The 25,601-nt window shown below is 72.3% G+C and carries 23 protein-coding genes; 13 read left to right on the top strand and 10 right to left on the bottom strand.

Annotated features, from left to right (window positions below; translation table 11 throughout):
* Positions 1-8 precede the first annotated feature (8 nt).
* The 5 genes from IL992_RS06500 to IL992_RS06480 form a co-directional block, all read right to left on the bottom strand.
* Positions 9-518: a hypothetical protein gene (locus IL992_RS06500; protein ID WP_193202405.1), complete on the bottom strand. Its 510-nt coding sequence runs from the start codon at positions 516-518 to the stop codon at positions 9-11.
* Positions 518-10,249 (bottom strand): WXG100-like domain-containing protein, encoded by a 9,732-nt coding sequence (locus IL992_RS06495; protein ID WP_193202404.1) that lies wholly within the window; start codon positions 10,247-10,249, stop codon positions 518-520. The genes IL992_RS06500 and IL992_RS06495 overlap by 1 nt, the downstream gene beginning before the upstream one ends.
* A gap of 2 nt (positions 10,250-10,251) precedes the next feature.
* Entirely contained in the window at positions 10,252-10,602 is a 351-nt protein-coding gene (locus IL992_RS06490) for a hypothetical protein (RefSeq protein ID WP_193202403.1), read from the bottom strand.
* A gap of 236 nt (positions 10,603-10,838) precedes the next feature.
* The gene (locus tag IL992_RS06485) at positions 10,839-11,261 is read right to left on the bottom strand and encodes a YbaB/EbfC family nucleoid-associated protein (RefSeq protein ID WP_193202402.1); all 423 of its coding nucleotides are present in this window, start codon (positions 11,259-11,261) and stop codon (positions 10,839-10,841) included.
* A 79-nt stretch (positions 11,262-11,340) separates the two neighbouring features.
* Positions 11,341-12,201, bottom strand: a complete 861-nt coding sequence (locus IL992_RS06480) for a helix-turn-helix transcriptional regulator (RefSeq protein WP_319018381.1) — start codon at positions 12,199-12,201, stop codon at positions 11,341-11,343.
* 101 nt (positions 12,202-12,302) lie between these two features.
* Between IL992_RS06480 and IL992_RS06475 the strand changes: the two genes are divergently transcribed.
* On the top strand, positions 12,303-12,674 hold the full coding sequence (locus IL992_RS06475) for a cupin domain-containing protein (protein ID WP_193202401.1): 372 nt from the start codon (positions 12,303-12,305) through the stop codon (positions 12,672-12,674).
* Between the two features lie 116 nt (positions 12,675-12,790).
* Here IL992_RS06475 and IL992_RS06470 read toward each other — a convergent pair whose 3' ends face one another.
* Genes IL992_RS06470 through IL992_RS06450 form a run of 4 tightly spaced genes read right to left on the bottom strand, consistent with a single transcriptional unit; the run spans position 12,791 to position 16,366 of the window.
* Positions 12,791-13,129, bottom strand: a complete 339-nt coding sequence (locus IL992_RS06470) for a hypothetical protein (protein ID WP_193202400.1) — start codon at positions 13,127-13,129, stop codon at positions 12,791-12,793.
* A gap of 34 nt (positions 13,130-13,163) precedes the next feature.
* The gene (locus tag IL992_RS06460) at positions 13,164-14,435 is read right to left on the bottom strand and encodes an SseB family protein (RefSeq protein WP_226872457.1); all 1,272 of its coding nucleotides are present in this window, start codon (positions 14,433-14,435) and stop codon (positions 13,164-13,166) included.
* Positions 14,435-15,220: a hypothetical protein gene (locus tag IL992_RS06455; protein WP_193202399.1), complete on the bottom strand. Its 786-nt coding sequence runs from the start codon at positions 15,218-15,220 to the stop codon at positions 14,435-14,437. The genes IL992_RS06460 and IL992_RS06455 overlap by 1 nt, the downstream gene beginning before the upstream one ends.
* A 3-nt stretch (positions 15,221-15,223) precedes the next feature.
* Entirely contained in the window at positions 15,224-16,366 is a 1,143-nt protein-coding gene (locus tag IL992_RS06450) for a hypothetical protein (RefSeq protein ID WP_193202398.1), read from the bottom strand.
* A 268-nt stretch (positions 16,367-16,634) separates the two neighbouring features.
* Here IL992_RS06450 and IL992_RS06445 point away from each other — a divergent pair, with 268 nt between their 5' ends.
* From IL992_RS06445 to IL992_RS06420, 6 genes are all read left to right on the top strand, one after another.
* Positions 16,635-16,955, top strand: coding sequence for a WXG100 family type VII secretion target (locus IL992_RS06445; protein WP_193202397.1), 321 nt, complete (start codon positions 16,635-16,637; stop codon positions 16,953-16,955).
* Between the two features lie 40 nt (positions 16,956-16,995).
* Positions 16,996-17,295, top strand: a complete 300-nt coding sequence (locus IL992_RS06440; RefSeq protein ID WP_139573466.1) for a WXG100 family type VII secretion target — start codon at positions 16,996-16,998, stop codon at positions 17,293-17,295.
* 79 nt (positions 17,296-17,374) lie between these two features.
* Entirely contained in the window at positions 17,375-17,731 is a 357-nt protein-coding gene (locus IL992_RS06435) for a hypothetical protein (RefSeq protein WP_193202396.1), read from the top strand.
* 30 nt (positions 17,732-17,761) lie between these two features.
* A complete protein-coding gene (locus IL992_RS06430; protein ID WP_193202395.1) occupies positions 17,762-19,201 on the top strand; it encodes a WXG100 family type VII secretion target in 1,440 nt (479 codons plus the stop codon).
* Positions 19,202-19,217: 16 nt separating this feature from the next.
* Positions 19,218-19,643: a hypothetical protein gene (locus IL992_RS06425; RefSeq protein ID WP_193202394.1), complete on the top strand. Its 426-nt coding sequence runs from the start codon at positions 19,218-19,220 to the stop codon at positions 19,641-19,643.
* A gap of 26 nt (positions 19,644-19,669) precedes the next feature.
* On the top strand, positions 19,670-21,025 hold the full coding sequence (locus tag IL992_RS06420; RefSeq protein WP_193202393.1) for a hypothetical protein: 1,356 nt from the start codon (positions 19,670-19,672) through the stop codon (positions 21,023-21,025).
* Positions 21,026-21,058: 33 nt separating this feature from the next.
* Here the strand turns inward: IL992_RS06420 and IL992_RS06415 are convergent, their stop codons facing one another.
* On the bottom strand, positions 21,059-21,499 hold the full coding sequence (locus tag IL992_RS06415; RefSeq protein WP_193202392.1) for a YbaB/EbfC family DNA-binding protein: 441 nt from the start codon (positions 21,497-21,499) through the stop codon (positions 21,059-21,061).
* Positions 21,500-21,721: 222 nt separating this feature from the next.
* On the opposite strand from IL992_RS06415, the gene IL992_RS06410 reads away from it, so the two are divergent.
* From IL992_RS06410 to IL992_RS06385, 6 genes are all read left to right on the top strand, one after another.
* Positions 21,722-22,279 (top strand): hypothetical protein, encoded by a 558-nt coding sequence (locus tag IL992_RS06410; RefSeq protein WP_193202391.1) that lies wholly within the window; start codon positions 21,722-21,724, stop codon positions 22,277-22,279.
* 10 nt (positions 22,280-22,289) lie between these two features.
* Positions 22,290-23,162 (top strand): hypothetical protein, encoded by an 873-nt coding sequence (locus IL992_RS06405; RefSeq protein ID WP_193202390.1) that lies wholly within the window; start codon positions 22,290-22,292, stop codon positions 23,160-23,162.
* Positions 23,159-23,536, top strand: coding sequence for a YbaB/EbfC family nucleoid-associated protein (locus IL992_RS06400; protein ID WP_193202389.1), 378 nt, complete (start codon positions 23,159-23,161; stop codon positions 23,534-23,536). Before IL992_RS06405 ends, IL992_RS06400 begins: the two co-directional genes overlap by 4 nt.
* Before the next feature lie 11 nt (positions 23,537-23,547).
* Positions 23,548-23,925 carry a YbaB/EbfC family nucleoid-associated protein gene (locus IL992_RS06395; protein WP_226872490.1) on the top strand — a complete coding sequence of 126 codons (378 nt, stop codon included), beginning with the start codon at positions 23,548-23,550 and terminating at the stop codon, positions 23,923-23,925.
* Positions 23,926-24,106: 181 nt separating this feature from the next.
* A complete protein-coding gene (locus IL992_RS06390; RefSeq protein WP_193202387.1) occupies positions 24,107-24,748 on the top strand; it encodes a PadR family transcriptional regulator in 642 nt (213 codons plus the stop codon).
* Positions 24,735-25,514 carry an SGNH/GDSL hydrolase family protein gene (locus IL992_RS06385; RefSeq protein WP_193202386.1) on the top strand — a complete coding sequence of 260 codons (780 nt, stop codon included), beginning with the start codon at positions 24,735-24,737 and terminating at the stop codon, positions 25,512-25,514. Before IL992_RS06390 ends, IL992_RS06385 begins: the two co-directional genes overlap by 14 nt.
* The last annotated feature ends 87 nt before the right edge of the window (positions 25,515-25,601 follow it).

The following is a 25,601-nucleotide window of genomic DNA, read 5'->3' as shown; positions in this document are numbered from 1 at the left end:
CCCTTACTCTAGGCTCCGGCCAGCTCCCGGTAGGTGTCGCGTACGACGAGCAACCGGTCGAGGCGGAACCGCCCGGGCTCGGCGGCGCGCACGGCCCGTCCCCGCTCCGACCAGAACGCGTCCTCGGGCACCTCGTCCTGCCCGGGCGGCACGAATTTGATCACTTCCTCGACCGCGGCCCGCGCGATCGACAGCGCCTGCCGCTCCCCACCCTCCGGGACGTTGCCCGCCGTCAGGTCGGCCACCCACAACCACTCGCCGGGGTCCAGCAGCTCGGACGGCTCCGCGCCGCCGAACGTCGGGAAGCCCGTGGGCGTCACCTCCCGTTCCGGGAGTCCGAACAGGTGCTCCCGCTCGGCGCCGCACGCAGCGCACCGCCCCTCGTAACAGGTGACCAGCTCCCCCTCGACGCCGGCCAGGCCGCTGTCCCAGTCGGTGTCCGCCGAGCCGCAGGCGCAGGGGTTCAGGTCGAGATAGAGGTGCGCCTCGTCCCTGCTCCTGGCGATCGAGTACGGCATCACACTTTCCTCACCTGTCGCCGCGCCGGGTCCTGCGGTGCGGGAACGGTCTCGTCCTCGTCGTCCGGCGGCTCCCAGCCGGAGGTGTTGCTGAGCCTGCGCATCCGCTCCCACACGTCGAGGACCGGCGCCTGGGGCGGCACGGTGATCCACGGCGGCGGAGGCGCCGCCTGGCCCCGCGCGCCGAGGTCGCGGGCGACCGCCTCGATCTCGTGCCGCAGCCGCGCCCGCTCCTCGTCCGAGGTCGTCGCCCTCCACCGGCGCGACAGGTAGGCGTGCTCGTTGTAGCGGGCGGAGGCACAGGCGTCGTAGCCGGGGTCGAGGGCGTTCAGGAAGCGGCGCATCGTCCCCTGCTCCGCCGCCGCCTGCTTCTGCAGGGTGTCGCTGATCTCGTGCAGCAGCACCCGGGCCACCACGTCGGGGGCCAGTCTCGGCGCCAGCCGGATCACGTGCGGGCCGGTGCCCGCGGCGACCTCCGTACGGCCCGGGCGTCCGCCACCGGGGTCCTCGGGCAGCACAACGAAGCGCTGCGTGCCGGACCGGGCGGTCTCGACGGTGACGACCGTGCCGTCCGGCGTCGCGGTCACGGCGTGGACGCCCCGGCCGAAGTCCGCCGGGCGCAGGTCGGCGACGGCCGCGGGGATCTCGGCGTTCGACAGGTCGGGCAGGTGCGGGGCCCGGCCGTCGGCCACGAACGCGGTCCTGGGGATGGGCTCGGCCGTCACGTTGCCGGCGAGCGGGGCGGTGATGAGGGGATTGCCGCCCCAGGTGGCGTCCGCGGCCGTCTCGGGCACCGGCCAGCCCGGGTCGGCCGGTGCGGACCGGGCGACGCCGAGGGCGTCGAGCCGTTCGCCGATCCGGTCGGCGAACCCGTCGGACCGCCCGCCGTACAGGTCACGCAGGTCGAGGCCGTGCCGCTCGGCCAGCGCCACCAGGTCGGGCGGCACCGAGCCGAGCGCCTCGGCGAAGGGCTCGCCGGACAGTTCGCCCGCGGGCGTGGCATGGTAGCGCTCGACGGTGCCGTCGGGCCGCCTGAGATGGAGGTGGACGTCGGCGCCGAGGTCGCGGGCGAGCAGCCTCGCCTCCTCCACGAGCGCCATGGATCCCGGCGCCGTCGCAGTCGTTCGGCCGATGTCGGCGATGATGCCCACCGGCTGCGTCCCCGTCCGTCCTCTGAGCGCCTCGGCCATCGCCCTGCTGGGCGCGGCCGGGTCGTACGACGGTCGCCTCGCGGCCAGCGCGCGCACGGTGTCGTGGGAGAAGAAGACGCCGGGCGCGGCCGCCCACTGCCGGTAGAAGTCCCACAGCGGCCGTGCGGCGCCGGCGTCGCGACGTGCCAGCATCTCCTCCAGCGCGTGCTGGAACATGATCAGGTGGGCCGTGCCGGTCGTGCCGTGCGGGATGCCCACGGTCCGCAGCACCGTCTCCGCGCCGTCACGAGCCACCTGGCGCACCTCGAACCGGAGGTCGAAGTCGACCCGGAACCGCACCTTGGCCCCGGCGCCCTTCTCGAACACGCTGGTCTCGTCGCGGTTGCCGCCGCTGCCCGAGCTCGACTGCGCGGTCTGGTCGCCGCCGCCGAGGTCGGTGCCGGCGCCCACGGCGCTCCCCCCGCTGTACGTGCGGCCGAGCGGCAGCATCTGCCCCCGGTCGGTGGCCGTGCCGGCTGTGTTCTGCTCGCGGTCGACCTGCCCCAGTTCGGTGTCGTTCAGGCCCAGGGCCACCGGGTCGGGCTCGGAGAGGCCGGCGTGTATCCGCACGTCCACCACCTGGCCGGGTTTGCCCGGCATGGGCAGCCGGATGAGCCGGTGCCCGTCGGGGCCGGTCATCCGCTCCAGCCGGGTCGTGAGGCCGTTCCCGGTGAGCGCCTTGGCCAGTTCGGCGTAGTGCTCCATGGCGGCGGCCCCGCCGAGCAGGTCCGTCCGGGAGAGCCGGTCGAACACGGCACGCAGCAGGTCGTCGGCCCTGAGCCGCTCGGTCACGAAGACCTCCGGCGGCACGACCCGCCGCACGTCGGGCCGGGCGGGCGGCCGCGCGGCGACCGTACCCTCCTTGGCCACCATGCCGTCCGGCAGCACCCGGGCCATGGTGCCGTCCAGCGTGACGTGGCTGTACGGGGGGACGCCGGTGGTCTTGGCGACGGCGCCGCGCAGGCGGCTCGACGTGCGTTCGACCTCGATCGTGATGGTCACCGGATGCTCGACGAGTTGCCCGCCGCGGAACGCCGCCGCACGCTGGATGCGGGTCCGCTGGGTGCCGGTGAAGGCCGTGCCGGTGTGCGAGCGGTCGGTGGCGGCCGCGCGGCCGCCACTGCCGGCGTCCTGTCCCGCGCCGGCGTTCGCGTTGCCACCGAACGTCCTGCCCGACGACTCGGCGCGGTCCTCCTGCGTGTACGTGTAGTCCTGGAGTATCTGGCCGAAGTTGTGGACGTTTCCGCCGTAGGTCGCCTCGTCGCCGTGGAGCACCGCGCTGATCCTGACCGTGACGTCCTCGGTGAGGTGCGGGCCGATCCTGAGCGAGTACGTCTTGACGAAGCCCTCCGGCCCGCTCATGTCGTCGATCTTGCCCCACCAGCGTTTGCCGGCGAAGTCGCCGAACAGGCTGCGCAGCAGGACAGGGTCCCGCTTCAGCGCGCCGGGCGCCACCTTGCCGATCTGGTCGAGCACCTGGTCGATCAAGCGGGTCGGCGTGCCGTCCGGGGTCGTGAGCCGAGCCGTCTTCACCGTGCTCTCACCGAGGGAGTCCCGATAGAGGTCGGGGACGTCCACGCGGCTGGCCAGGTCCGGCAGTCTCTCGTGCATCCGCTTGAGCCGGTTCCCCTCGGCGGCCAGACGCATCGGGAAGTCCTTGGCGAGCCGTTCGGTGAGCATGGCGCGAGGGTGCTTCTGCTCCAGGTCGGACCGGGGGTGGCCGCCCCTCCGCGCCAGCGCCCGGTCCGCCAGGTATCTGCGGACCAGCGGCACCGCCGTACGCGGGTCGAGCCGGAGGTTGCCGTCGAGCAGTCGCGTCACCGCGTCGGCCACCTGGTCGAGGGGCAGCTTGACCTCGCCCCTGCCGTACAGGTCGAGCGCGTCGCGCTCGGGAAGGGAGTAGACGACCGTCTTGTCCCGCAGCGGCTCGGCGTCGGCCCGCCGGTTGCCCGCCTCGTCCCCGGAAACCGTGATGTCCGCCTTCATCGCGAACACGTAGTGCTTGCCGGTGTCGATGGCCAGCCGTTCCCTGCCCCAGATCGCCGTGTCCGAGATCGAGGAGGACGTGCTTCCCGCCCCGGACGCGCCGACCCCCTCCTTGCCGCCGAACGGGCCGGGCAGGGCCTCGTTCGCACCGGTCGAGGCGTCCACCGACCGTCCGCCGCGGGTCTCCATCCGCGTGGTGTGCGCGCCCATCGTGAAGTTGATGTCGCCGATCACCAGGTCGGCCGCGGTCACGAACGTCGACTCGCCCGGCTGGGCCGTGATCCACGCCGACGCCCGGTGCGTACGCAGGCCGCGCGGGCGAACGGCCAGGGCGGTGCCGTACGTCGTGGCGGGTCTTGCGGGGTCGGCGACCAGCCACTCCGGGTGGGAGATGAGATTGCGCACGTTGAACGCCTCGGCGAGGTGATGGAACGACACCGAACCCGGCCGCATCGCCTTCGGCAGCACCGATCGGAGGGCGTCGAGCACGCCGCTCCCGTCCACGTGCAGCAGGGTGGCCAGGCTCAGCGCCTCGGAGGACGTCGGGTGGCTGGGCGAGGGCTCGGTCCGGTCCTCCGGCAGGAGGTCGGAGGGCAGCAGCACCCGCATCCACACGTCGTCGCTCTGGGCCAGCGGCGTGACCTTCCCGTCTTCGATCAGGTCCACGGTGAGCTTGTGCGGCACCTCGAAGACCGCCGCCGGAGAGGTGCCCTCTATCAGCGTGACCAGATTGCCCGTGTCGTTGAGTGTCGTGCCGGCCGTGCGCCCCTTGTTCCAGTGGAAGCCCCCCTCACCGCCGGTCGAGCCGGCCTCGCCGGGCTTCGTCTCCAGGCCGAGGCCGGGGCCGATGTCCCGGGCCCGGCCACGCGACCGGCCGACCGAGCGTCCGGAGGTCTCCGACGAGATGTCGAGGTCGGCCGGGACCTCGGCGGCGCTGGTGCCCAGGAACTCCTCCTGGCCCGACTGCTCCAACCGGATGCGCACGGTGAGGTGCCGGCTGGCCCGGCCGATGCCCTGGGTCACCAGGTCGAGGAGGATGCCGTCCTGCATGGCCTGGTCGTAGCCGGTCTGCAGACGGGCCGGGGAGAACTGCTCGGCCACCTCGATCATGTTGGCGATCTGGCTCGCCCGGGTCAGCGGGTCACGCGACAGTCGGCCGTTCTCGTCCGGCAGCAGGCCGCGCGCACGCAACACCGCCTCGACCTTCGCGCGCGCCTCGTCGAAGTTCCTGACGCTTTCCGGCCGGTCGCTCGCCTGGACGAGCGCGGGCCCGGCCCCCGTGGTGCCGCCCGCCGCGCCGCGCGACCAGCCGGGCAGCCTGGGCAGGCGGCCCTTCGGCGTGCCGGGCTTGGGGTCGTCCCTGAGCCTGCCGTCCTTCCGTACGGCCGACCGGTCGACGGGAAGGCCGTAACGGTACGCCTGGGGCTCCGGCATGCGGAACAGGCCCGTGCTCCGGCCGCTCACGGGGGCATGCGGGGCGTCGTCGGTGTTCAGCTGCACGGTCACCGTGTGCTCGAGCTCCAGCGCGTACGCCTGGGTGTGGCCCGCCCAGCGCTGCACGCTCGGCCGGATGGCGGTCCCGCCCGCGCTCATCGACCGCGACCGCGACCAGGAGCGACCGAGCCCGCCCGTGAGGCGCGGTGTGGCGGTCTTGTAACCGTCGAGACCGACGGCGCCGAGCACGTGCCCGTCGCCGACGGGGAACTGGACTCCCGCGGTGCCCTTGACTTCGAAGGACCGGCCGGCCGAGCGCGAGCCCGACGCGCCCGAGAACCCCACGCGCAGCCGTTCCAAGCGGTGCTTGGTGCTCGGCGTGCCGACCGGCCGCGCCGTGTCCATCACGACCCGGGTCTTGATCCGCACATAGCCGACCACCCGGCCGTTGACGGTGATCGGGCGGCGCAGCCCCTCGGGATCGTTGATCGCCTCGCCGAGCCGGGCCGGCAGCTCCTTCGTCAGGATCGTGAGGATCTGGTCGCGGGTAATGCCGCCGACCTCGGGGCGGCCGACCCGCTCGGCGGTGCGGTCGGCGAGGTCCTGGAGCCCGGTCAGCCCGGTGACCGCGTGCTCGGGGAACGGCGTGCGCTGCCGCTCCTTTCGCGGAAGCCGGGTGACCTCGGCCGGCCCCCGCTGCGCGTGCGTGTGCGGCAGATACACCTGCAGGCTCCGCGCGTCGCCGGCCGTGCCGCTGTCCACGCGCGCCGTTTCGGTGCCGGTCGCGGTGCGCAGCTCCACTTCCGCCGAGGCGAGCCCGTCGAGCACCAGCGCCTCGCCCGCGTTGTCCTGCACCGCACCGGCCAGCGCGAAATCCGACGCGTTGCCGCTGAACGACTCGCTCCTGCCGGCAGTGAAGCCGCCCTTGAACACGCCGAACTTCATCAGCATCCCGAGCCAGTGGGTGTCCTGCCACGGCTTGCTCAGCGCGTTCAGGTCGAGATTCGGCGCCACGCGCACCGAACGGTTGGCGGTGGCGGAGGCCGAGCGGCCGCCCTGCGGCAACTGACCGAGCATCGACTGGGAGTGCCGCACCGGATGGCCGAACACCTCGACCAGGTCCGAGACCTTCAGCCGCAACCGCAGCTCGGCCCGCGTGCCGCGGCCCACCCGCAGCACGACGCCGTCCTGTGAGACCAGCCACCTGAAGTTCGACCGCAACACGTGCGACAGCTCGTCGGGCGCGTAGCGGTGGTCGATCCCGGCGCGTTCGAGCATGTCGTTCACGACCTGGGTGAGCCGTTCGAGGTGGGGCAGCCGGCCCGCGGGCGTCGCCTCCGACAGGACCTCGGACGACGGCAGGGCGTCCGCGAACGCCTCCTTGTACGCGGTGTGGGCGGCCTCCGCCTCCCGGGCCAGCCGGGCGATCTCCGCCGGCAGCGTGCCTTTCCGGCCTGCCGGGAGGGCGTTCAGGGCGTTCTCCAGCGTCTCGTACTTCGTGCGCGCCTCGACCGCCCGCCGCACCGCCCGCGCGTACGCCTCCTTGCTCCGGCGGGCGCGCTCGGCGCTCGCCCGGTGGACGTCGCGGTCCGCCAGCGCCTTGCGGCGGCGTTCCTCGGAGCCGCGGTCCTCTTCCCGGGACGCCTTCTCGGCGGCCTCCTCGGCCTTCTTCGCGTCGGCCCTGGCCGCCCTGGTGCTGTCGATCTTCTCCTTGACCGCCTTGAGCAGTTCGCCAGTGGCGTCAGTCAGCGTCGACCGCTGGGTGCGGGCCAGCCCGAGCAGGTCCGCCACCGGATCCGGCGCGGTCGGGCTCTGTGTGGCGGAGCTCTGTGTGGCGGAGCTCTGCGCGGCCGGGCTCTGCGCGGTGGAGGTCTGCGTCGCGGGGCCGGGCGTCGTCGGGGAGGCGGCGGACGGCGGGCGAGGCGCCGACCAGGGGGGCGCCGGGGCGACGTGCCCGAGCCTCTCGATCTCACGCCCGAGCTGCTCGATCTCGTGCGCGACGGCGGGGCGTTCCTGCGCCGGGGCCGCCCGCCACTGCCTGTCCAAGAGCGCGTGCTCCCGATAACGGGCCGTCACGCAGGCCGTGGCGTCCGGCTCGGCCGTACGGCCCAGGAAGGAGCGGATCACGCCCTGCCGGGGGCCGGACATCCGCTGGAAGACGTCGCTGATCTCGTGCAGCCACACCCGGGGCAGGATGTCGTTCGCCAGGCGCGGCGACAGCCGTACGACGTGGGGGTCCGCGGCCGTACCCGACCGGACCCTGGTCCTGGCGAGGCGGCCGTCGCGCACCCGGCCGATCTCGAACCGGAAGTGCTGCGCGCCGAACCGGCCCGTGTCCACGACGACCGTCTGCTCGCCGGCTGTGCTCAGTCCCGTCACGTCCGGGGCCACGTCCGACGCGTGGAGCGACAGGAAGCCCTGCTCCGCCTCCTGCGACGACAGGTCGGCCAGGTGCGGCGGTCTGCCGTCGGCGACGAACAGGCTCCGCGCGATCGGCCGGGCGGTCACCCGGCCACGCCCCCGGGTCGTACGCGGTCCCGGCCGCGTACCGGACGGCGCTGTCGATGGCCCCGGCGGGTTGGCCGTTTGAGCGGAGTTCGTCGCCGGAGCGGCCCCCGGGTCGGAGGAGGCCGCGGCGGCCTGGCCTCCGCTCGCCGGGTTGGCCGTCCCGTTCGTGCCGGCGGTGGGCGGGATCCCGGCGAGGGTCTCGGCGCGGCGGACGATGTCCGCGGCGGCGTCGGAGGAGCGGCCGACGCGAAGGGCGTGGTCCGGTCCGTGCGGCGGGACCGCCGCCGCTTCCTCCACGAGTCCGGCCCCCGCGTCGCTCAGCCGGTCGGGCCGCCAGCCGCGTGGGTTGTCCTCCAGCACCTCGCCCGCCACCTCCACGGCGGCGGCGCGGCTGTCCGGCGTCGCGTCGGCGAGCCGGGCGAGCGCGTCGAGGGCTCCCTCGACCGGGAGACCCCGGCTCTCCTCGGCGATCCTGGCCCCCAGCAGGGCGGCCGCCTCCGCGCGGAGCCGAGGCGTGCCCACGCCCTCGGCGGCGCGGGCCGTGAGCCGATCCGCGAGGACCTTCATGTCCTCGCCCGACAACCGGATCGGGCTTCCGTCAGGACCTGTCAGCCTGGCGCCCCGGCCGTCGCGCAGGAAGAGCACGTCGGGCGCGATCGTGAACAGCACATCGGAGACCGCCGTACGAGCCGAAGCGTGCGCCGCGGCGACGCTTCCGGAAGTGCTGCCGCCGGTCGTCCCCGAGGACGCCGCCGGTGCCGAGACGGCCGGTGACGCCGCGGCGGATGACGTGGTGCCGCCGGAGGGAGAAGCGAACGACGGCGTCCCCGTGGACACGGCCGGCGTGGGCGTCCCGGTGGAGGTGGCAGGTGTAGACGCGGCAGGCGTGTTCGCGGAACCGGCAGCAGTGGGGTTGGCCGCCGCCGCGCTGCCCGCGCCGGCCGTGTTCACCGCGCCCGCCGTGTTGGCTGTGCCGGTCGTGCTGCTTGAGCCGGCCGAACCGGGGTTGGCAGCGCCCGCGTTGGCGGTACTGGCTGTGCCGGGGTTCGTCGTGCTCGCGCCGGACTGTGCGGGGGACGGCCCGGTGGTGGCGGGCTGGCCGGAGCCGCCGGGTGCGGCGGCCGTCACCTGGCCGGACGGCGCGGTGCTCGCTGCCTGGGCGGATCCGCTCGGCGTCGCGGCGGCCGGCTGACCGGCACCCGATGCGGCGGCCGGGCCGCCGGAGGGTTGCCCCACGACGGACGCGGTGCTCGTGCCGCCCGCGCCCGCGGGCCCGCCGCCGCTCGCGGTCTGGCCGCCGCCGGCCGTGTTCGTGTTCGCGGAACCCGGAGCGCCGCCTGCAGGCTGCCCGGCGGTGGGATCCGGAGACGTGCTCGAGAAGGCGCGGATCAGGTCGGTGCGCAGGCTGGTGTCGTACGCCGAGGCCAGGGCCGTACGCGGGCTGACGACCGCCTGGATCACGTCCGGGTTGAACGGGCTGATCGTGTTCGTACGGCCGGCTCCCGACAGAGCGGCCCCGAGCAGCGACTCCCCGTCGGGCATCTCCCACTGGCCGTACACGAACCCGTTGGCGAGGACGCTCCCGGCCGGGGAGGCGATCACGTTGGTCAGGCCGGTCGTCAGCGCCCGGCCGGGGAAGCGCTTGAACGCGTTGCCGAAGCCGGGGGCGTCGGTGTTCAGCCTTCTGAGCAGGGGCGTCCTGTTGACCAGGTTGCTGATCGGGTGCGCGGCCCGCATGCCGACGCCCGCGCCGCCCGCCGCGCCCAGGGCGGTGGCGCTCGTCCTCTTCCAGTCCCAGCCGTCGCGGGTGCCCGACTTCCGCTGTTTTTCCTGGGCGAGGGCGTCGCCGGCGACCTCCTCGCCGATCTCCTCGACGAGCTCCCTGCCCAGGGGGTTGGCGAGGATGCGGCCGAGCAGTCCGGCCCGGACCGAGGCCAGCACGGTCCCTCTGGCGAGCGCCTGGGCCGCAGCGGGGCGGCCGGCCGCGAGGGCGAGCCGTTCGAGGATCTTCTCCGTCTCGGCCCGGGCGCGGGCGGCGATCGGCCCGACGAACCGGGTGGAGGCCCCGGCGGAGTAGAAGGCGGCGACGAGCGCGATGAACGTGGCGATCAGCGCGATCCAGAACACCACGTTGACCGACAGCTTCGAATACTGGGTCTCCCGAGCGAAGTTGTCGGCCTGCGCGCCATAGGCGAAGTGGTTGTTCGCCACCCCGAGCAGGCCGGACTGCTCCGAGTAGTGCTCGCCGAGCCGGTTCAAAAACGCCTGCATCGACGGGCCCTGCATCCCGCTGAGCACGGCGACGGCGGCGGCTCCCACCGGATCGACGGACTGCACGACGCTCACGGTCGCGGACCGGTGGGCCCGGGCGAGCTGCCACAGCAGGCTCTCGCTCGCCTCCGGCCATGTCTGGCCCGCCGTGAACAGGGCGATGAGGTCGTCGGCCCAGGCGGGCAGCGACTCGCCCCAGGCGGGGGTGACGTCGACGACCGAGCCGCCGCCGTCGGCGAACTCGGGCAGCCCGTCGCCGTTCGAGGTGACGTCGCCGTTCGTCGTGGCCGGCTTGGCGCCGGAGCCCGTGCCGGTCGTGGAGGTCGTGGAGGAGTGCGTCATCGTCAGACCCGCTTCAGGATCTCGCGCACCTCTCTGGCCCGTTCCTCGTCCATCCCGCGGGCGTTCTCGGCGCTGCGCCGTACGGTCGGGCCGAGCTCGACCACCTTCGCGGCGAGTTCCTCACCCTGCTTCATCACCGTGTCGGGCCCGTCGCCCTGCGTGTAGGCGGAGCGGAAGGCGGCGCCGGCCGTGTCGTGTCCCCACGGCTCGGCGGCGTTGAGCCGCCGGATCTCCCGCAGGGTGGCGGCGTAGCCGCTCTCCACGTCGGACGACGCGGCGTGCCACTGCGACAGGCCCTTCGCGAGCTGCTGCGGGCGGATGTCGACGTAGTTCACCTCAAACAGCTCGCTCATGCCACCCCCTCGCCTGGCGGCTCGGGGTCGCATTCGCGAATCGCACTATGCTTATCGATTCGCTCGCTCCGCTCGCTCATGCCACCCCCTCGCCTGGCGGCTCGGGGTCGCATGAGCGAATCGCACTGTGCCTACTGATTCGCTCGCTCCGCTCGCTCATGCCACCCCCTCGCCTGGCGGCTCGGGGTCGCATTCGCGAATCGCACTGTGCCTATCGATTCGCTCGCTCCGCTCGCTCATGGGCTCTCCGTCGTCCGCTTCGGCATCTGCCTCGACATCTGTTCGAGCACGGCGTCGAGGTCACCATCGATGTGCGCCCTCATCTGCTCGGCGGGGACGAGCGGCGCGAAGATCTCGACGACCCGGTCCTGGGCCTTGGCCACGGCGGCGTGGATGGTCCGCGTGATGGCGTCGGCCAGGCCGCGCGCGTCCTGCCGCCGATAGATGCGCGGGTCGAGGTCGAGCCTGATCAGGTCGCCGTTCGCGCCGACGGTGGCCGCCACGAGCCCGTCACGCGACTTCTCCGTCACCTGCACGGCGCGCGCCTTCTCGTGCAGCGCGGGCGCCTCCTCCTGCAGGCGCATGAACGTGGCCCGCAGTTCCTCGGCGTACGCCCGCATCCCGGCGGCATCCGGCGTCTGTCCCCCGGCCGTGTTCATCACCCCGATCGACCGCGTTCACCTCGATGATGATCTATGTCCAATATTCGGGATTATCACACCTTCATTTGACATCCGGCTAGTGATGGTTCATTCGGGGCGGTTGAAACGCCTGACGGGTACGCCTGCGTGAGGGGTCCTCACCGGTGGCATAGCGCGCGGGTGTGATGCCGACATGCCGGGTGAAGTGCCGGTTCAGATGCGCCTGGTCATGGAATCCCACGCTCGTCGCCACGTCGGCCGGCCGTTGACCGCTCAGCAGGAGTCTGCGCGCCAGTTCTATGCGCTTGCCCGTGAGGTAGGTGTGCGGCGGCAGGCCGTACGTCTGCGTGAAGCAGCGGATCAAGTGCGTCGGATGAGAGTGGAGGACGGCGGCGGCCTCCCGCAGCGACAGACCCGCCCGGACCCGGGCGTCCAGCAGTTCACGCAGCTCGACGGCCAACCGGTGCGCCTCCCGGCCGGGTGCCCGATGCTGGAACGCCTCAAGGTGGAAGCGCAGTCTCTCCGCGACGAGGAACAGGCGTGATTCGGCCTCGAGCACCTCTCCCGAATGACCGACAGCGACATGCAGTCGGTGGATCCGGTGACGCAGCAGTGGGTCGGCGAGGATCGGGGCGTCCACCGCCTTGCCGATGAGGCGTTCCGGCAGCACGGTGGTGTCCAGGTAGAGCACGCGCTTGCGGAAGCCGGCCGCGGTGACGGTCCTGCCGTCATGCCGGACACCGGGCGGCAGGAGCAGAACGGCGGAGAGGTCGGCGGCGGCGTGCCGGCGACGGTCCAGTCCGAAGTCGACCGCGCCGTCATCGAGGATCATCAGGTCCCACGTGTCGTGGGTGTGGGCCGGGTAGGCGTGATCGGTGAAGTGCGCGTGGAAGACCTCGGCGATGCCCGGCACCGGCGGCCGCCAGGCGCTGATCGTCGGCGGGTGGTGAGCGATCACGCTAGAAACGTACAAGACGGGCGGCAGGGGACCGGGCCACGCTCATCACATCCGCCATCGCCCCATCCGGGCGGTGCACATCCGAGCGAGAGGTGCCACAAATGTCCGTTGCCCTCAATCCCGTCAACATCGCCGGCAAGCTCTCCCAGATCGACGAGTTGTGGACGCAGAAGAAGATCGCCGGGCTCAACGACTACGAGATCAAGATCGCCAAGCTGAAGGGAGAGTTCGTCTGGCACACCCACCCGGAGACCGACGAGCTGTTCGTGGTCGTCAGCGGCCGGCTCACCATCCAGCTCCGGGAAGGGAACGTCGTCCTCGAACCCGGCGAACTCTACGTGGTGCCCCGTGGTGTCGAGCACTGTCCCGTGGCCGAGGAGGAAACGGCCATCATGCTGGTGGAGCCGATCGGCACGCTCAACACCGGTGACACGGGAGGTCCGATGACCAAAGCCGCCGAACCCCTCGAGTAGTGAGAGCTCCCTCATCTCCATGCGCGGGCGTGACGAACTGGGGGGCCGGCTGGGCGCCGGGCGGCGAGGAGTCTCCCCGGCGTGCCCGACGGAGGTGTCGGGTACACGGCGGCGGATCACGCGCCGGAGAACCTCTTCGCGAGGTCCCGAGCCCATTGCGCGGCCTTGGCCGCCTGGTCGCCGGTGACGGGCGCGCCGGGCATCCGGCTCAGGCGCTCCACCTGCTCGGCGTAGCGCAGGTGCTCCCGGTAAGCGTGTTCCCGGCAGGCGAGGCAGGTGACGCTTTCCGGACGGGTCGAGGTCATCGCATAGGGCACCCGGAGCCCGCAACCGGTGGTGACGACATCCGGCGCGTCGGGCGCGCGGCCCAACGACGACGCGATCAGATTGCGGTAGGCGGCACCGGCCTGCATCACCGTCCGCTCGACGTGGATGTGCGGATCGGTCTCGCTCATCTGCGTCCGGCCTCCGATCCGAGTCGTCCCGGAATCAGGCTAATGCGTCGAGCCCCAGGTCGAGGGGCTCGGCGTGCTCGCGCAGCCCGCTCACCTCGGCGCGGGCCACCCAGCGGCGGTGGACGCCCCGCTCGATCCGCTCCATGCCGAGCGCCCGCGCCACCGGCAGCCGCCCGCCGGTGTATTCGAGCAGCAGCTCGCCCGCGCGCTCGTCCCGTACGAGGCAGGGGGCGCCGCGCCACTCGCACACTCGCGTGACGTGGAAGACGGCTTCGCACTCCTCGGCGGGCACCGACCGCACGAAGCGGCCCGGGGCTCGCTCCTCGAACCCGTCGGCCGGCCCGTCGCCGAGCAGCCGGATCAGCAGCCCGTCGTGTCCGGGATCGGGATTGGCCGGAAAGTCGGCTCCCCTCCAGCGCGCCCGGTAGCAGCTCGCCGAGGCCCGCACCGGGTGCTCGCCGGGCAGCCAGCGGGCGAGGTCGCCGTCGTAGACCGCGCGTACGACCTCGGTCCCGGCCGCGGTCAGCTCGACGATCTCCGAGCCGTGCGGCAGCCGTACGGCGTCCACCTTGTATTCGCGGACCAGGGAGTCCACGTTCGGCGCGAGGCCCATGCCGGCGAACGGCGGCTCCTCGATGACCCAGCCCGCCACCGCCGCCATGCCCGCCTCGTCGGTCCCGCCGTACGGGGTGCGGTAGAGGTTCAGCCCCACCGTGCGCCACCGCAGCAGGAACAGCGAGCCGTCGCCGCTGAGCAGGCCGTCGTCCGCGCCCCGGCCGAGGGCGTCGGCGAGCACGGCCGGCGTCGCCACGTGCGCGACGTCGAGGGCGTGGTGGCAGTAGCCGGAGACCCGCGACTCCCCCTCTCCGAGGTAAGCCCGCAGGTCGTACGGCGTCAGCGGCTTCTGCACGACCGGTAGCGCGGGCTCGGGCTCCGCCCTGCGGTCATGCGCGAGGGTGGGGACCGCGAGCCTGGCGACGGTCCCCGGTTCGAGCAGGAAGCGCACCATCAGGCCGGGGTTGACGGCGAGGCCCCACCGGGGATCGGGCCAGCCGGCGGCCAGCTCCACCAGCGAGGTGATCCTGACCCGCGACAGTCCCGTGGCCGCCCGCATCGCCTCGACCGAGGTGTAGGCGGGCAGCCACACCCGGTCGGGCGCGGTGATCGTCGGCCAGGCGGCGTCCCCGTCCGGCGGCGCGGGCAGCGCCAGCTCGGTGTCCCTGAGCATGCTCAGGCAGAGCGCGAGGTCCCCCGCCTCGTACGCCGCCCCGAGCCGCCGCTCGAACGCGCTCGCGGCCCACTCCATCAGATGGTCATGGGGGGCATGAAGGACGGCGTCTTCGGCATGTCGTCCACGTCCGGAAGGGGATCGGTGAGACCGCCGGTGGTCCCGTCGAAGGCGACCTTGGCCTTGGTGAAGTCGGGCGCCTGGATCGCGATGGCCTGCATGCCGGGGAACTTCTGCTGGGTGCCGGCGACGAGGTAGCCGACTCCCGTGAAGATGGCGGCGACCTTCCAGTTCAGCTTCACCAGGACGTCGAACACCTTCTGCGCGGTCCTCGACATGGTGCCCATGATCCCTGTGACGGTGGGCTGGATCGCGGCCATCGCGACCGGGTTGGCCCTGGCCGCGGCGCTGAACTTCGCCAACGTCAGCGCCGCCCCGCCCATCGCCAGCGAGATGAAACTCGCCACCGTGTAGAGCTGGCACGCGGAGCCGAGGCTGTCTCCGACACCCTTCATGGCCTTGTCCAGTCCGTCGAGCTGGCCGTCCAACTCGACGAACTTCTGCTTGACCGTGGTCAGCATCCGCCCCTTCAGATGCTCGTTCGACTCGAGCGCGGCAAGCTGCCCCCTGAGATCCTCACGCAGCCGCCCGATGTCGGGGCGCGACTGGCTGTCCTCGCCCTCCTCGTTGCGCCACTCGCGCGCGCCCCGCGACATGGAGTCGGGATCGGCGATCATCGTGGCCAGCAGTCCCGCCAGCGGCAGCGCGCTCGGCTCCAGGTATGAGGCCATGGCGGTCAGGCCGGCGCCGGTGATGAAGTTGTTGCGCGCGTCCCAGATTTCGACGTTCCCGATTGCCACCATGGCCTAGACGTCCTCCTGCATCCCGAGGACGGGAGGTGCCACGTCCTCGTCGCCGAACCAGGTGCTCTCGTCCTCCGGTACCGCCGGGCCCCGCGTGCGTTCCTTGCCGTCGTCGTTGCTCCCCGCGCCCGCGCCCGCCATCGGGGCGTACGGCATGGCGGGCATCCCACCGGCCCCGGCGCCGGCACGACCGGCGGCGGCGCCCGGGCCCCCACCCGAGCCGTACGTTCCGGAGCCGTAGCCGCCGGAGCCGTACCCGCCGGTCCCTGGCCGAGTCGCCGTGGAGTAGTCGCCCGGCCCGTAGCCGGCCGTGCCGAGGTCGGGGACCGTCGGCACCGTCGGCAGAGACGACGGGTTGGGGGTATACGCCGAGAGGGCGGTGTCGCCCGGGCTGTTCAGCTTGGGCGTCTCCAGCGGGTTCACACCGTTCCGGCCGAGCCCGTCGAGGCCCGTACGGCCCAGGCCGTCCTGACCGAGACCGGTGCCGTTCGGGTCGAGACCGCTGCCGCCGAGGCCGTTGCCGTTCGGGTCACCGGCGCCGGGCAGGCCGCCGCCGCTCCCGCCGGGGCCGGGCAGCGTGCTCGTGTCGGGCAGGTCCGGGTGCTGCAGGCTGTCATCGATGTCGGTGCCCAGTTTGTCCTTCGGAAGCTTCCAGTCGTTCCCGAGGCCGGAACCGGGGCCGGCCTTCGGCAACCCGCCGCCGCCGAGTCCCAGCTTCTTGGGGTCGATCCCGGCGCCCTTCGGGCCGCCCGGCAGGCCGTCCTTCCTTTGGCCGCCGGAGCTCTGCTTCTCGGCTTCCTTGGCGTTCTTGACCGCCTGGTCGATGGCCGTCTTCCAGGACTCCAGGACCTCCTTGCCCTTCGCCACGGCGTCGGCCGTCTGGTTCCGCACCTGGCTGTGCACGCCGTTCAGGCTGCCGCCGATCACACCGAAGGTCAGCGGCGGAAGGTGGATCTTCTTGATCCGGCCGCTCGTGTCCGCCAGGACCTGCCCCCGGCCGGCCACGTCGTCACCGAACTTCGTGACCTCGCCGTAGTCCATCTTGAACTCCGGATCCGCCAGGCGGGGGTCCACCGCGCCGCCCGCTCCCATCGAGGTCGCGAGGCCGGCGAAAGGATTCGTCGCGCCTCCGCTCGTATCGGTCACAACACCCTCCAGCCGATTCCCGGCAGGTTGCGTTTCAACTACGTACGGCCGAGTCACCACAAAGCTCGCAAATCGTGCAAATCTCCTAACCGGTCGTCTGACAAAACCGCAAGAGACGTGACAAAATCTTAATCTCGGACAGCCCCGGCAAGCCCCCTACTGATCCATTACTGTGACTTTTGGGTCATCACCCGACCCTCCTGGTCGGGGGAATTCGACAGGATCAGTGGAGGTGACCATGTCGCACTCTGGCGCAAGCCAGGCCCAAGTGAGCCGGCACGACCTGGACGAGGCGATCACCTGGATCGGCGACGCGGCCGAGAACATCCGCGGCATCCAGCGTTACCTGGACAGCGCCGGCGAGAACCTCAAGGTCCACTGGCAGGGCGAGTCGCACCACGCGTTCAACAAGGTGCACCTGCTGTGGCACGAGCGCATGGACGTCATCCTGGGCAGCCTGCAGACCCTCGCGGAGAGCATCAGGGCGAACAACAAGAACTACGCCGAGTTCAACGCGCAGGCGACCGCCGAGATCAACAAGATCGAGGCGCTCATCAACCAGGCCCCGCCCGCCTCGTACAGCCGCTGAGCCCCGAGACGACCACCAGGAACGGACGGAGAGCGCGACCGTGGACTTCGACATCACAAAGGTCAACTTCAGCGGTCTCGACACCGGCGAGACCGAGTTCCAGAACGCCTTCAACCGGCTGGTCACCGAGCTGGAGAACCTGGAGAACAAGCTCAACACCAAGACCGCGATCTGGCAGGGCAGCGCCAAGGACGCCTACGACCAGACCAGGCGGATCTGGCAGCAGGAGGCCAAGGGCCTGTCGGACATCGTGTCCCTGCTGGCCAAGAACATCAACATCACCAACATGAACATGCAGGACGTGGAGCGGATCAACGCCGCCATGTTCGACGGGAAGTGAGCGGACGTCCGACGGTACGGCCGGCGGCACCGGCGATCTCCGCCGGCGCCGTCCTCGGCCGTGAACGGGAGGGTGACGCATGTCCGGAGGCGTGGAGGTCAGCCGTACGGCCCTGAGGAACGCCCGCAAGGACTTCGAGGAGGCGCTCGAGCTGCTGGCGCCCGGGGCGTCCAAGCGCGAGGTGACTCCGGTCGCCTTCGCCGAGGGCGGCGCGGTGAAGAAGCTGATCTCGCAACGTGACGCGGTCGGCGGGTTCTGGCCCGCGGCCATCGGTTTCCACACGAGCCTGACCAGCGCGGAGGGCGCGGTCACCGCCGTCTACGCGGAGATCGCCGCGACCCTGGGCATCGCCGCCGAGCGTCTGGAGCTGGCGATCAGGAACCTCGACGCCGGCGAGCAGGCGGGCGTGCAGCAGGCCGGTACGGCGGAGGTCTAGCCGTTTACGGGGAGCGGTTAAGGAGGCGTCTTGGCCGAGAGGAAGATGCCGATCAGGGCGGCGTTCGACGCGTCCGACCCGGGCGTCGTCATGTTGGACACCCTGCGCACCGCGCTCGGGAAGACCGACCCCGAGCTGATCAGAGCGGCCTCGGGTGAGTTCAAGGGTGTGCACGACAAGCTGAAGTCCGTGGTCGACACCCTCGACAAGCATCTGGACGCGCTCGACAAGCACTGGACCACGGGCGACGACGCCAAGCAGGTGAAGGAGCAGCTCCGCCGGCTCAGGACCTCCACGGTCGCGGTGATGAACGCGATCGTGGAGACATCCCTCCCCGGCGGCCGCTCCGGACCGCCCTCCACACCGCGCGGCGTGGTCCCCGCGCTGGACGTGTACGCCAGCTCGCTCAACCAGTTCCGGGGCGAGAACGTCCCGAAGCCCACCAAGAGCGACATCGACTGGTACGACGCGGCCCTGGAGGCGGGGGCGGTCGGCGCCGCGGGCGGCGCGATCGCCGGCTCTCCCTTCGCGGGTGTCGGAGCCATCCCCGGAGCCGTCATCGGCGGCGTGGGCGGGTTCATCGTCGGCGGCATCGGCGGCGCCATCGGCTCGATCTTCGGCGACGGCCCCTTCCTCAACCTCTTCGGGGAGTCGAAAGAGGAGAAGGACATGAAGGCGGCCGAGGAGCACCTCAAGAAGCTCACCCAGGCGACGCAGGCCGCCAACGACATGTTTCCCGCCTCACTCGACACCGACGTGCCGAAGTTCGACACGACGCCACCCAAGTTCGGCCCGATCACCGGCCCCGGGGGGAGCCTCCCGAGCGGGAACGTCCCCACCGGTGTGAGCGGCCCGGGCGATCTCGGGTCGCTCGGCGACCTCGGAACCGGCCCTTCGGGCAACGGGCTCGGCTTCGACGCCGGCTACCCCCCCTATGGGCTCGGTGACGGACCCGGATCGGTGCCGGGCGGCGGCGGGCAGAACGGGAACGGACTCGACGGCGGCGGATCGAACGGGACGGGCCTGAACGGGCTCGACGGCTCGGGGCTGAACGGCAACGGGCTGGACGGGAGCGGCCTGAACGGCACGGGCCTGAACGACAACGGCAACGGCCCGAACGGCGCGGGTCAGGGCACGAGCCTGGCCGCGCACACTCCGCAGCTCGACCCGCCCGGCGGATTCGGCGGCGGGCCGGGCACGGGCCACGGCACGGGCTTCGGCGCCAACGGGTACGGCGGGTACGGAGCCGGAGCGGGCGGCGGCGCCGGGTCCGGGGGCGGCGGCGTCACCGGCGTGAACGCGGCGGGTCTGCGGCCTTCCGCCGGAGGCTCGATGCTGCCGGTCGCGCCGCACGGCGCGGGCAGGGGCGAGGAACGCGAGGAGCGCGAGCGGACCACCTGGTTGCTGGAGGACGAGGACTTCTTCATGAGCGACCAGCCGACCACCTCCCCCCGCATCGACAGGGCATGATCGAGAAAGGTGTGACGTGACCCGTGACGCGGGCGGCGGTTCGCCGCAGCCGAAGCTACGGCTGCCCGAGGGCTGGCCGGGTCTCGACGGGAGCCCGGACGGCGCGGCGGGCGGGCCGTACATCGAACACACCCGGGTCCTGCAGGTCCTCAAGGGGCTGCGGGACGAGCTCGGGAGCCTGCGCGGTCGCGCTCCGGCGAGCATGAGCGCCACCTGGAGCGGCCCGGGCACCGCGGGTGAGGTCCAGGGCCTGACCAACGTCGGCCCGGCCCAGGCCGGGCCGTGGGACACGGCCAGATACTTCGGGCTGAACGCCGAACAGGCCCACGAGGTGCTCAGCGGCAAGTACCAGCTGCTGATCGACCGGGTCGAGGCGCTGGTCACCGCCGTCGAGCGGGCGGTCGCCAACTACGAAAAGGGCCACAAGAGCAGCAGCGCGTGAGCCAGAGGGCAGGGAGATAGACCGCGATGGGATCCGACTCCGGCTGGGAGCTGATCAAGATCTACGAGAGCCTGTACGGGCTCGACTCGGGCAACCTGACCCGGGAGCAGATCAAGCAGAAGCTCGACGCCGCCAAGCCGGACGACATGGGCAGGGCCGGCCAGGCGTTCCTCGACGCCGCCAACCTGGTGGGCGGGACGATCGGCGGCAACGGCCCGTCCGAGGCCGGCATCCAGGCCGCGCTGAGCAGGACCGCCAAGGAGCTCGCCCAGGTGTGGCGCGGCCCGGCCGCGGTCGAGGTGCAGTCGGCGCTCCGCGCGCTGTACGCCACGGCGGGCGCGCTGGGTGACGCCATGGCGTCCAGCGGGGCCGCCATGTCCTGGTATGCGAGCGTGGTGAAGGAGGCGCAGGCCAACTTCCCCGCCGCCACGGACAAGAGCGACGAGGGCGCCGGGGGCGGCACCACGGGAAGCCCGCCCACCGATGCGGACGAGGCCGCGCGTAACCACTTCCGCAAGCTGAACGAGGACATCCAGCAGGCGAACAACGCCTTCGCCGACGGGCTGGCCTTCGAACTGCCCGCCATCGAGCCGATGACCATCGACCTCAGCCAGTCGCCGCGCATCCACGTGGGCGGGACGGGGGCGCCCGTCACGAGCACCGACGCGTGGCACGGCGGCTCGTACGGTGACGGCACGTCCGGCTCAGGCACGGGCTCGAACACGGGGGGCTCGGGTTCCACCGGGTCCGGGTCGAGCGGCTCGGGCTCCGGCGGGGGCGGCCACTCGGGCGGCGGCTCCGGCTCCGACAGCCACGGTTCCGACGGCTCGGGCGGCACCGGCACGGACGGGTCCGGCAGCGCGGGCGACCCCGGCGGCTCGTCGGACACAGGACAAACAGGCACAGGGCAGAACGCGGGACAGAACACGGGGCAGCCCGGCGGCTCCGGCGACGGGTCGGGCACGGCACCGGCCGTGATCGGCGGCTCCGACAGGACCGACCTGGCGAACGCCCATCCCCTGCCCGTCGGCACGAACCCCGCGGGCACCACCCCCAACGGGCTCACCGGCTATCCGGACGCGCACGCCCCCACGACGGCCGGGCCCACCGGCACGCTGCCGCCCGGCGGGGTGATCGGCACGTACGGCGGGCAGCGCGGCGGATTCGGGACCGGATTCGGCGTCGGCGGCGCCCAGGCGGGCGAATCCGTCCTCGGCGGCCTGCGGCCGGGCCAGGCCGGCGCCGGCTCCTCCTTCATGCCCTATGGTCCGGCAGGCGCGGCCGGATCGGAGGGCCGGGAGGAGCGCGAGCGGGAGATCTACGACCCCGAGCCGGACGTCTGGCGCGTGACGAGCGCCATCAGCCCCGACCGCATCGGCTGACGGAGGCCCACCCGCGGCGGAACAGGCGGCGGGTCAGAGGCCCAGCCTGCGGCTGATGCGGTCGAGCTCGCCCAGCACGTCCTCCGCAGTCCTGTCGAAGGCGGACTCCGCCTCCCTGACCTGGGCGAGCACGGCTTCCGGATCGTCCAGGAACCTCGACTGGTCGCCCTCCTGCCCGAGCGCCTCGGCCATGGCCCGGTTCATCTGCCGGTACAGGTCGTCGGACGCGGCGCGCATCGTCTCCTTGATCCGCTCGGCCAGTTCGCCCGAGCTCAGCCGCATCGCCTTGGGATGAAGCTCCAGCTCGCTCAGCCCCCGGCTGGAGAACTCCACGCTGACCAGGCCGTCCTCGTCCCGCGCCCGGCCGACGAGCGAGGACAGGGTGCCCTGGAGCCGTTCGACGGCCGCGATCCTGGCGTCGGCGCGCTCCCTGAATCGCTCCATGTCGAAGTCATCGAATCCGCTGCCGTCCATCTGAGCCCCTTTTCCCCGCGATTTCCGGAACATCGGCAAGTTAACGCATTCAAAGCGGGGCGTACGGGGTCTACGGGCTCACCCGTTACATATCAGTGAACATCCGCCCAATTTCCGCTTTCGACCTGCGAAAACGTCGCCCTGGCGCGTGGCAACGGCACGAAGCCCGGTGATAGGGAAGATCACGTGTCCTATGGTGAATCCTCGCCAAGCCGGTCACCGGTGATCTCCACGACGGCGTCGCCCACCGGCTCGGTGACCGCGACGCGGAGTGTGCCGGCCTCCCCGGTTCCGTCCGTGCCCTCGATGGTCAGCCCGTGCCCGCACACTCCGCCCTGCCCGCCGCCCGGCCCCTGCCTGCCGGACTCGCTGCGTGTACGGCAGGCAGGGACGCATCAGGCCCCGAAGCCGACCGTGGTTCCGGCCACGGCCCCCGCCGGCCCGGGCGGCGGCTCATCCGGTTTGCCCGGCTACGAGGTGGCCGCGGGCTTCATCAGGAAGTTCGCCGGCACGGTGGGCGGCTCCGCCGACGGCGTCCGGCGGCTGGGGGACGCCACCCCCCGCTTCCAGGGCTGGAACCTCGCTCCGCTCGCCGGGATCCCCATCGTCGGGCTCACCTTCGTCCACCGGTTCAACGCCGTCTCCGACACCTGGTCGAACGCCGCCGGCATCCTCGGTGACGCCCTGCACAGGGACGGCGAGACGCTGGTCAGGGCCGCCGACAACTACGTCGCGGCGGAGAAGGCCGCCAAGGCGGCCATTCAGCAGACGCGCCCCTGAGAGGACCCGCATGTCGACCCCGCCCAGCGAGCCGGACACGCTGTTCGTTCCCGGCCGGCCCACGTCGGGCCCCAAGGAGCTCTACATCACGGACTCGAGCGGCAACGTCCAGCGAGCAGTTTCCGTGGCACCGGCCGACACGGCCGCCACCTCCGCCGCCACCCGTACCGATCCCGGCTTCTTCAGGAACCTGGTCAAGGCGTTGAACCCGCTGCGGCAGCAGACGCGTACGGCGGCGGCCATGTCCGGGCTGGGAATCGCGGCCCTCGCCCTGGACGTCGCCGCCACGCTGAACCTCGGCAACCCCTTCCTCTTCTACGACCGGCGGGAGCTCTGGAAGGAGATGGGAGGCCGGCTGGAGAGCGGCAGGTCCGACATCTGGTTCTCCTACTTCCAGGATGTCAGCCCGAACTGGAAGGGCCACGCGGCGGACCTGCTCGGGCGACGGGTCCGCTTCAACACGACAGTCCTGTACGAGAAGCTCCACGGGGTCACCGGCGAGATGAGCGGCGCGATGCACAGCCAGTTCAAGGAGGTCCTGGAGTACGACCTGTCGGTGTTCGGCCTGTACGCGGCCTCGGCGCCGGTCCTCCGCACGCTGGCGGCGATGAGCGCGCACCCGGCCGGGCGGGTCGCGCTGATCTCGCAGGCCGGTGTGTTCGTCAGTGCGCTGGGCAACCTCGTCAAGCAGTTCGCCGACATCTACATGGCCTACGAGAGCGACCTCAACAAGATGGAGCAGAAGCTCAACGACGTGCGGGCCGCCTTCTTCGACGAGGGCGACCCGGCGCGGGGTCGCCGGGACCTCACGCTCACCCCCGCCGTGGCGGACCGCGCGCGCATCCACGACTACTGGCAGCCGGCGAACAAGGACCTTCAATGAGGAACACGGCCGCGTTCAATGCGGGCAGGGAAGGCGACGTCGCCGGCCTGGTGCGGGAGGTCCAGGGCCGCGTCGGCGCGCTCGCCGACCTGCTCCACGGGCTGAGCGAGGAGGTGATCGAGGGGACCGACGCCACGGGCGCCGTGGTGGCCCGGGTCACCGGAGCGGGCCACCTGCTCGGGCTGAGCATCGACCCGCGGGCGATGCGCGACCTCGACCACGTCGCGATGTCCGCCGCGATCCAGGGCGCGATCGGCGCCGCGCGGAGCGAGACGGGCGAGCGGCTGGCGAGGGCCATGGAGGACTTCGCCGAATCACCCCCACCCGGCGACCCGCTCGCCCCCTACGTCCAGGCCCTGCTTCGCGAGGAGTGAGCGTGGACGAGATGCGTGAGCTCCGGGCGCGCATGGAGCGGCTGACGGCCGCGGCCGCCTTGATGGACGAGCTCGCGACCGAATGGAGCACGCGGGAGTACGCCGGCAGGGCCGACGAGGGCAGGATCACGGCGACCGTCGACGCCGTGGGCACGCTCCGCGCCCTCGACATCCACCCGCTCAGCATGCGCAGGCTCGACGGCCGCGCGCTCGCCGAGGCCGTCCTGAAGGCCGTACGGCGGGCCGAGGCGGCCGCGGAGGCGGCGAAGGAGGAGATGCTGCGCGGCGGGCTGGAGGCGGCGGGGGTGCCGCACGTGGCCGGCCTCCTCGGCGACGCCCGCCGCGCGTTCGGCGAGCGGGCGTCGCCCGAAGGCGCCGAGCGGCTCTAGCCGGCCGGGAACCGCCGGTCCCTCGACGGCGGCCCCTCACCGAATCCCGGACGTCTCCGGCCGTGGCCCCGCCAGGCCGTCGATGCGAACCCGCTCTCCGGACGTTTTCGGGAATCTCCCGATGCTCACTTCTTTGAATAGTCATATTGTTGACTATGACCGGAGCGGAGGGAGCGGTTCCATGGCCTTACGGCACGCCGTCCTCGCGGCGCTGCTCGACGGGGAGCTCAGCGGCTACCAGCTGGCCAAGGCGTTCGACGTCGGGGTCGCGAACTTCTGGCACGCCCTGCCCCAGCAGCTGTACGCCGAGCTGGCCAGGCTGGAGAGGGAGGGGCTGGTCGCGGGGCGGCAGGTGATCCAGGAGACCCGGCCCGCCAAGCGCCTCTTCCACGTCACGGACGCCGGGCTCGCCGAGCTGGAGCGGTTCGCGGCGGCCGCGTCGAAGCCGTCCTTCATCCGCGACGACCTGCTCGTCAAGGTGCAGGCGGCCGACCACGTCGACGCCGGGCCGCTGATCCGGCAGGTCGAGGAGAGGGCCGCCATGGCCGAAGCCAAGATCGATCTGTTCCGGCGGATCCTCCGGAAGATGCGCGGCGGCCTGGGCGAGGAGGAGTTCCTCCGTACAGGGGGGCGCGTGGGGCCCTACCTGACCTGCCTGCGCGGTCTGGCCTTCGAGGAGGGCAACCGCGACTGGTGCCTGCGGATCGCGGCGATCCTGCGGGAAAGGAGCGCGGCCGGGCCGGGCGAAGGAACCGCATCCATGACACGAGAGGGGACCGCGCGGGCCCCACGGAACTCGGAGGTGGCCCATGCCGAGCGGTGAGCGCCTGCGTTACGTCGCCCTCGGCGACAGCCAGACCGAAGGGCTGGGTGACGGCGACCCCGCCCACCCGCGGGGCTGGGCCGACCGGCTCGCCGAGCGGCTCACGGCCGTGGACCCGGAGGTCACGTACGCCAACCTGGCGGTGCGCGGGCGGCTCGCCGGGGAGGTGCGAGGCGAGCAGCTCGCGCCGGCCCTGGCCCTGCGCCCCCATCTGGTCACCGTCGTCGCCGGCGTCAACGACCTGATCAGGCCCCGCTTCGACGCCGCCGAGGTGGCCGGGCACCTGGAGGCGATGTTCGCCGCTCTCACGGCCGCCGGGGCCCGCGTCGCGACCCTCACGTTCCCGGACGTCGGGAAGATCGCGCCGATCGCCCGGCCGCTCCGGTCGCGGGTGTTCGAACTCAACGACCGCATTCGGGTGGCGGCGGCACGGCATGGGGTCGTGGTCGCCGAGACGGCGCCTCATGCCGTCTCCACCGACCCCCGGCTGTGGAGCGCCGACCGGCTGCATGCGAGCCCGCTCGGCCACGAGCGCATCGCCGCGGCCGTGGCCCACGCCCTCGGCCTGCCCGGCAGCGACGACGGCTGGACGCTGCCCCTGCATCCCCCGGTGGACCCGGCTGGGTGGCGGATTCTGGGCGCCGAGCTGCGCTGGGCGGGCACGTTCCTCGGCCCGTGGCTGGTGCGGCGCCTCCTCGGCAAATCGTCCGGCGACGGTCGTGCCGCCAAGCGCCCCGCGCTGCTGCCCGTGCGGCCGACCGCGTGACTTGGGGCGGGAGGCCACCGGCGGCCAGCGCGCCCAGATAACCAGCCCAGTCAGGGACCAGCGCATTCGGGAGACGCCGTCACGCGA

Origin of the sequence: Microbispora sitophila (genome assembly GCF_014892245.1) — a bacterium.
In the GTDB taxonomy this organism is placed as follows: Bacteria; Actinomycetota; Actinomycetes; order Streptosporangiales; family Streptosporangiaceae; genus Microbispora; species Microbispora siamensis.
This window is presented reverse-complemented; position numbering and strand designations above follow the sequence as displayed.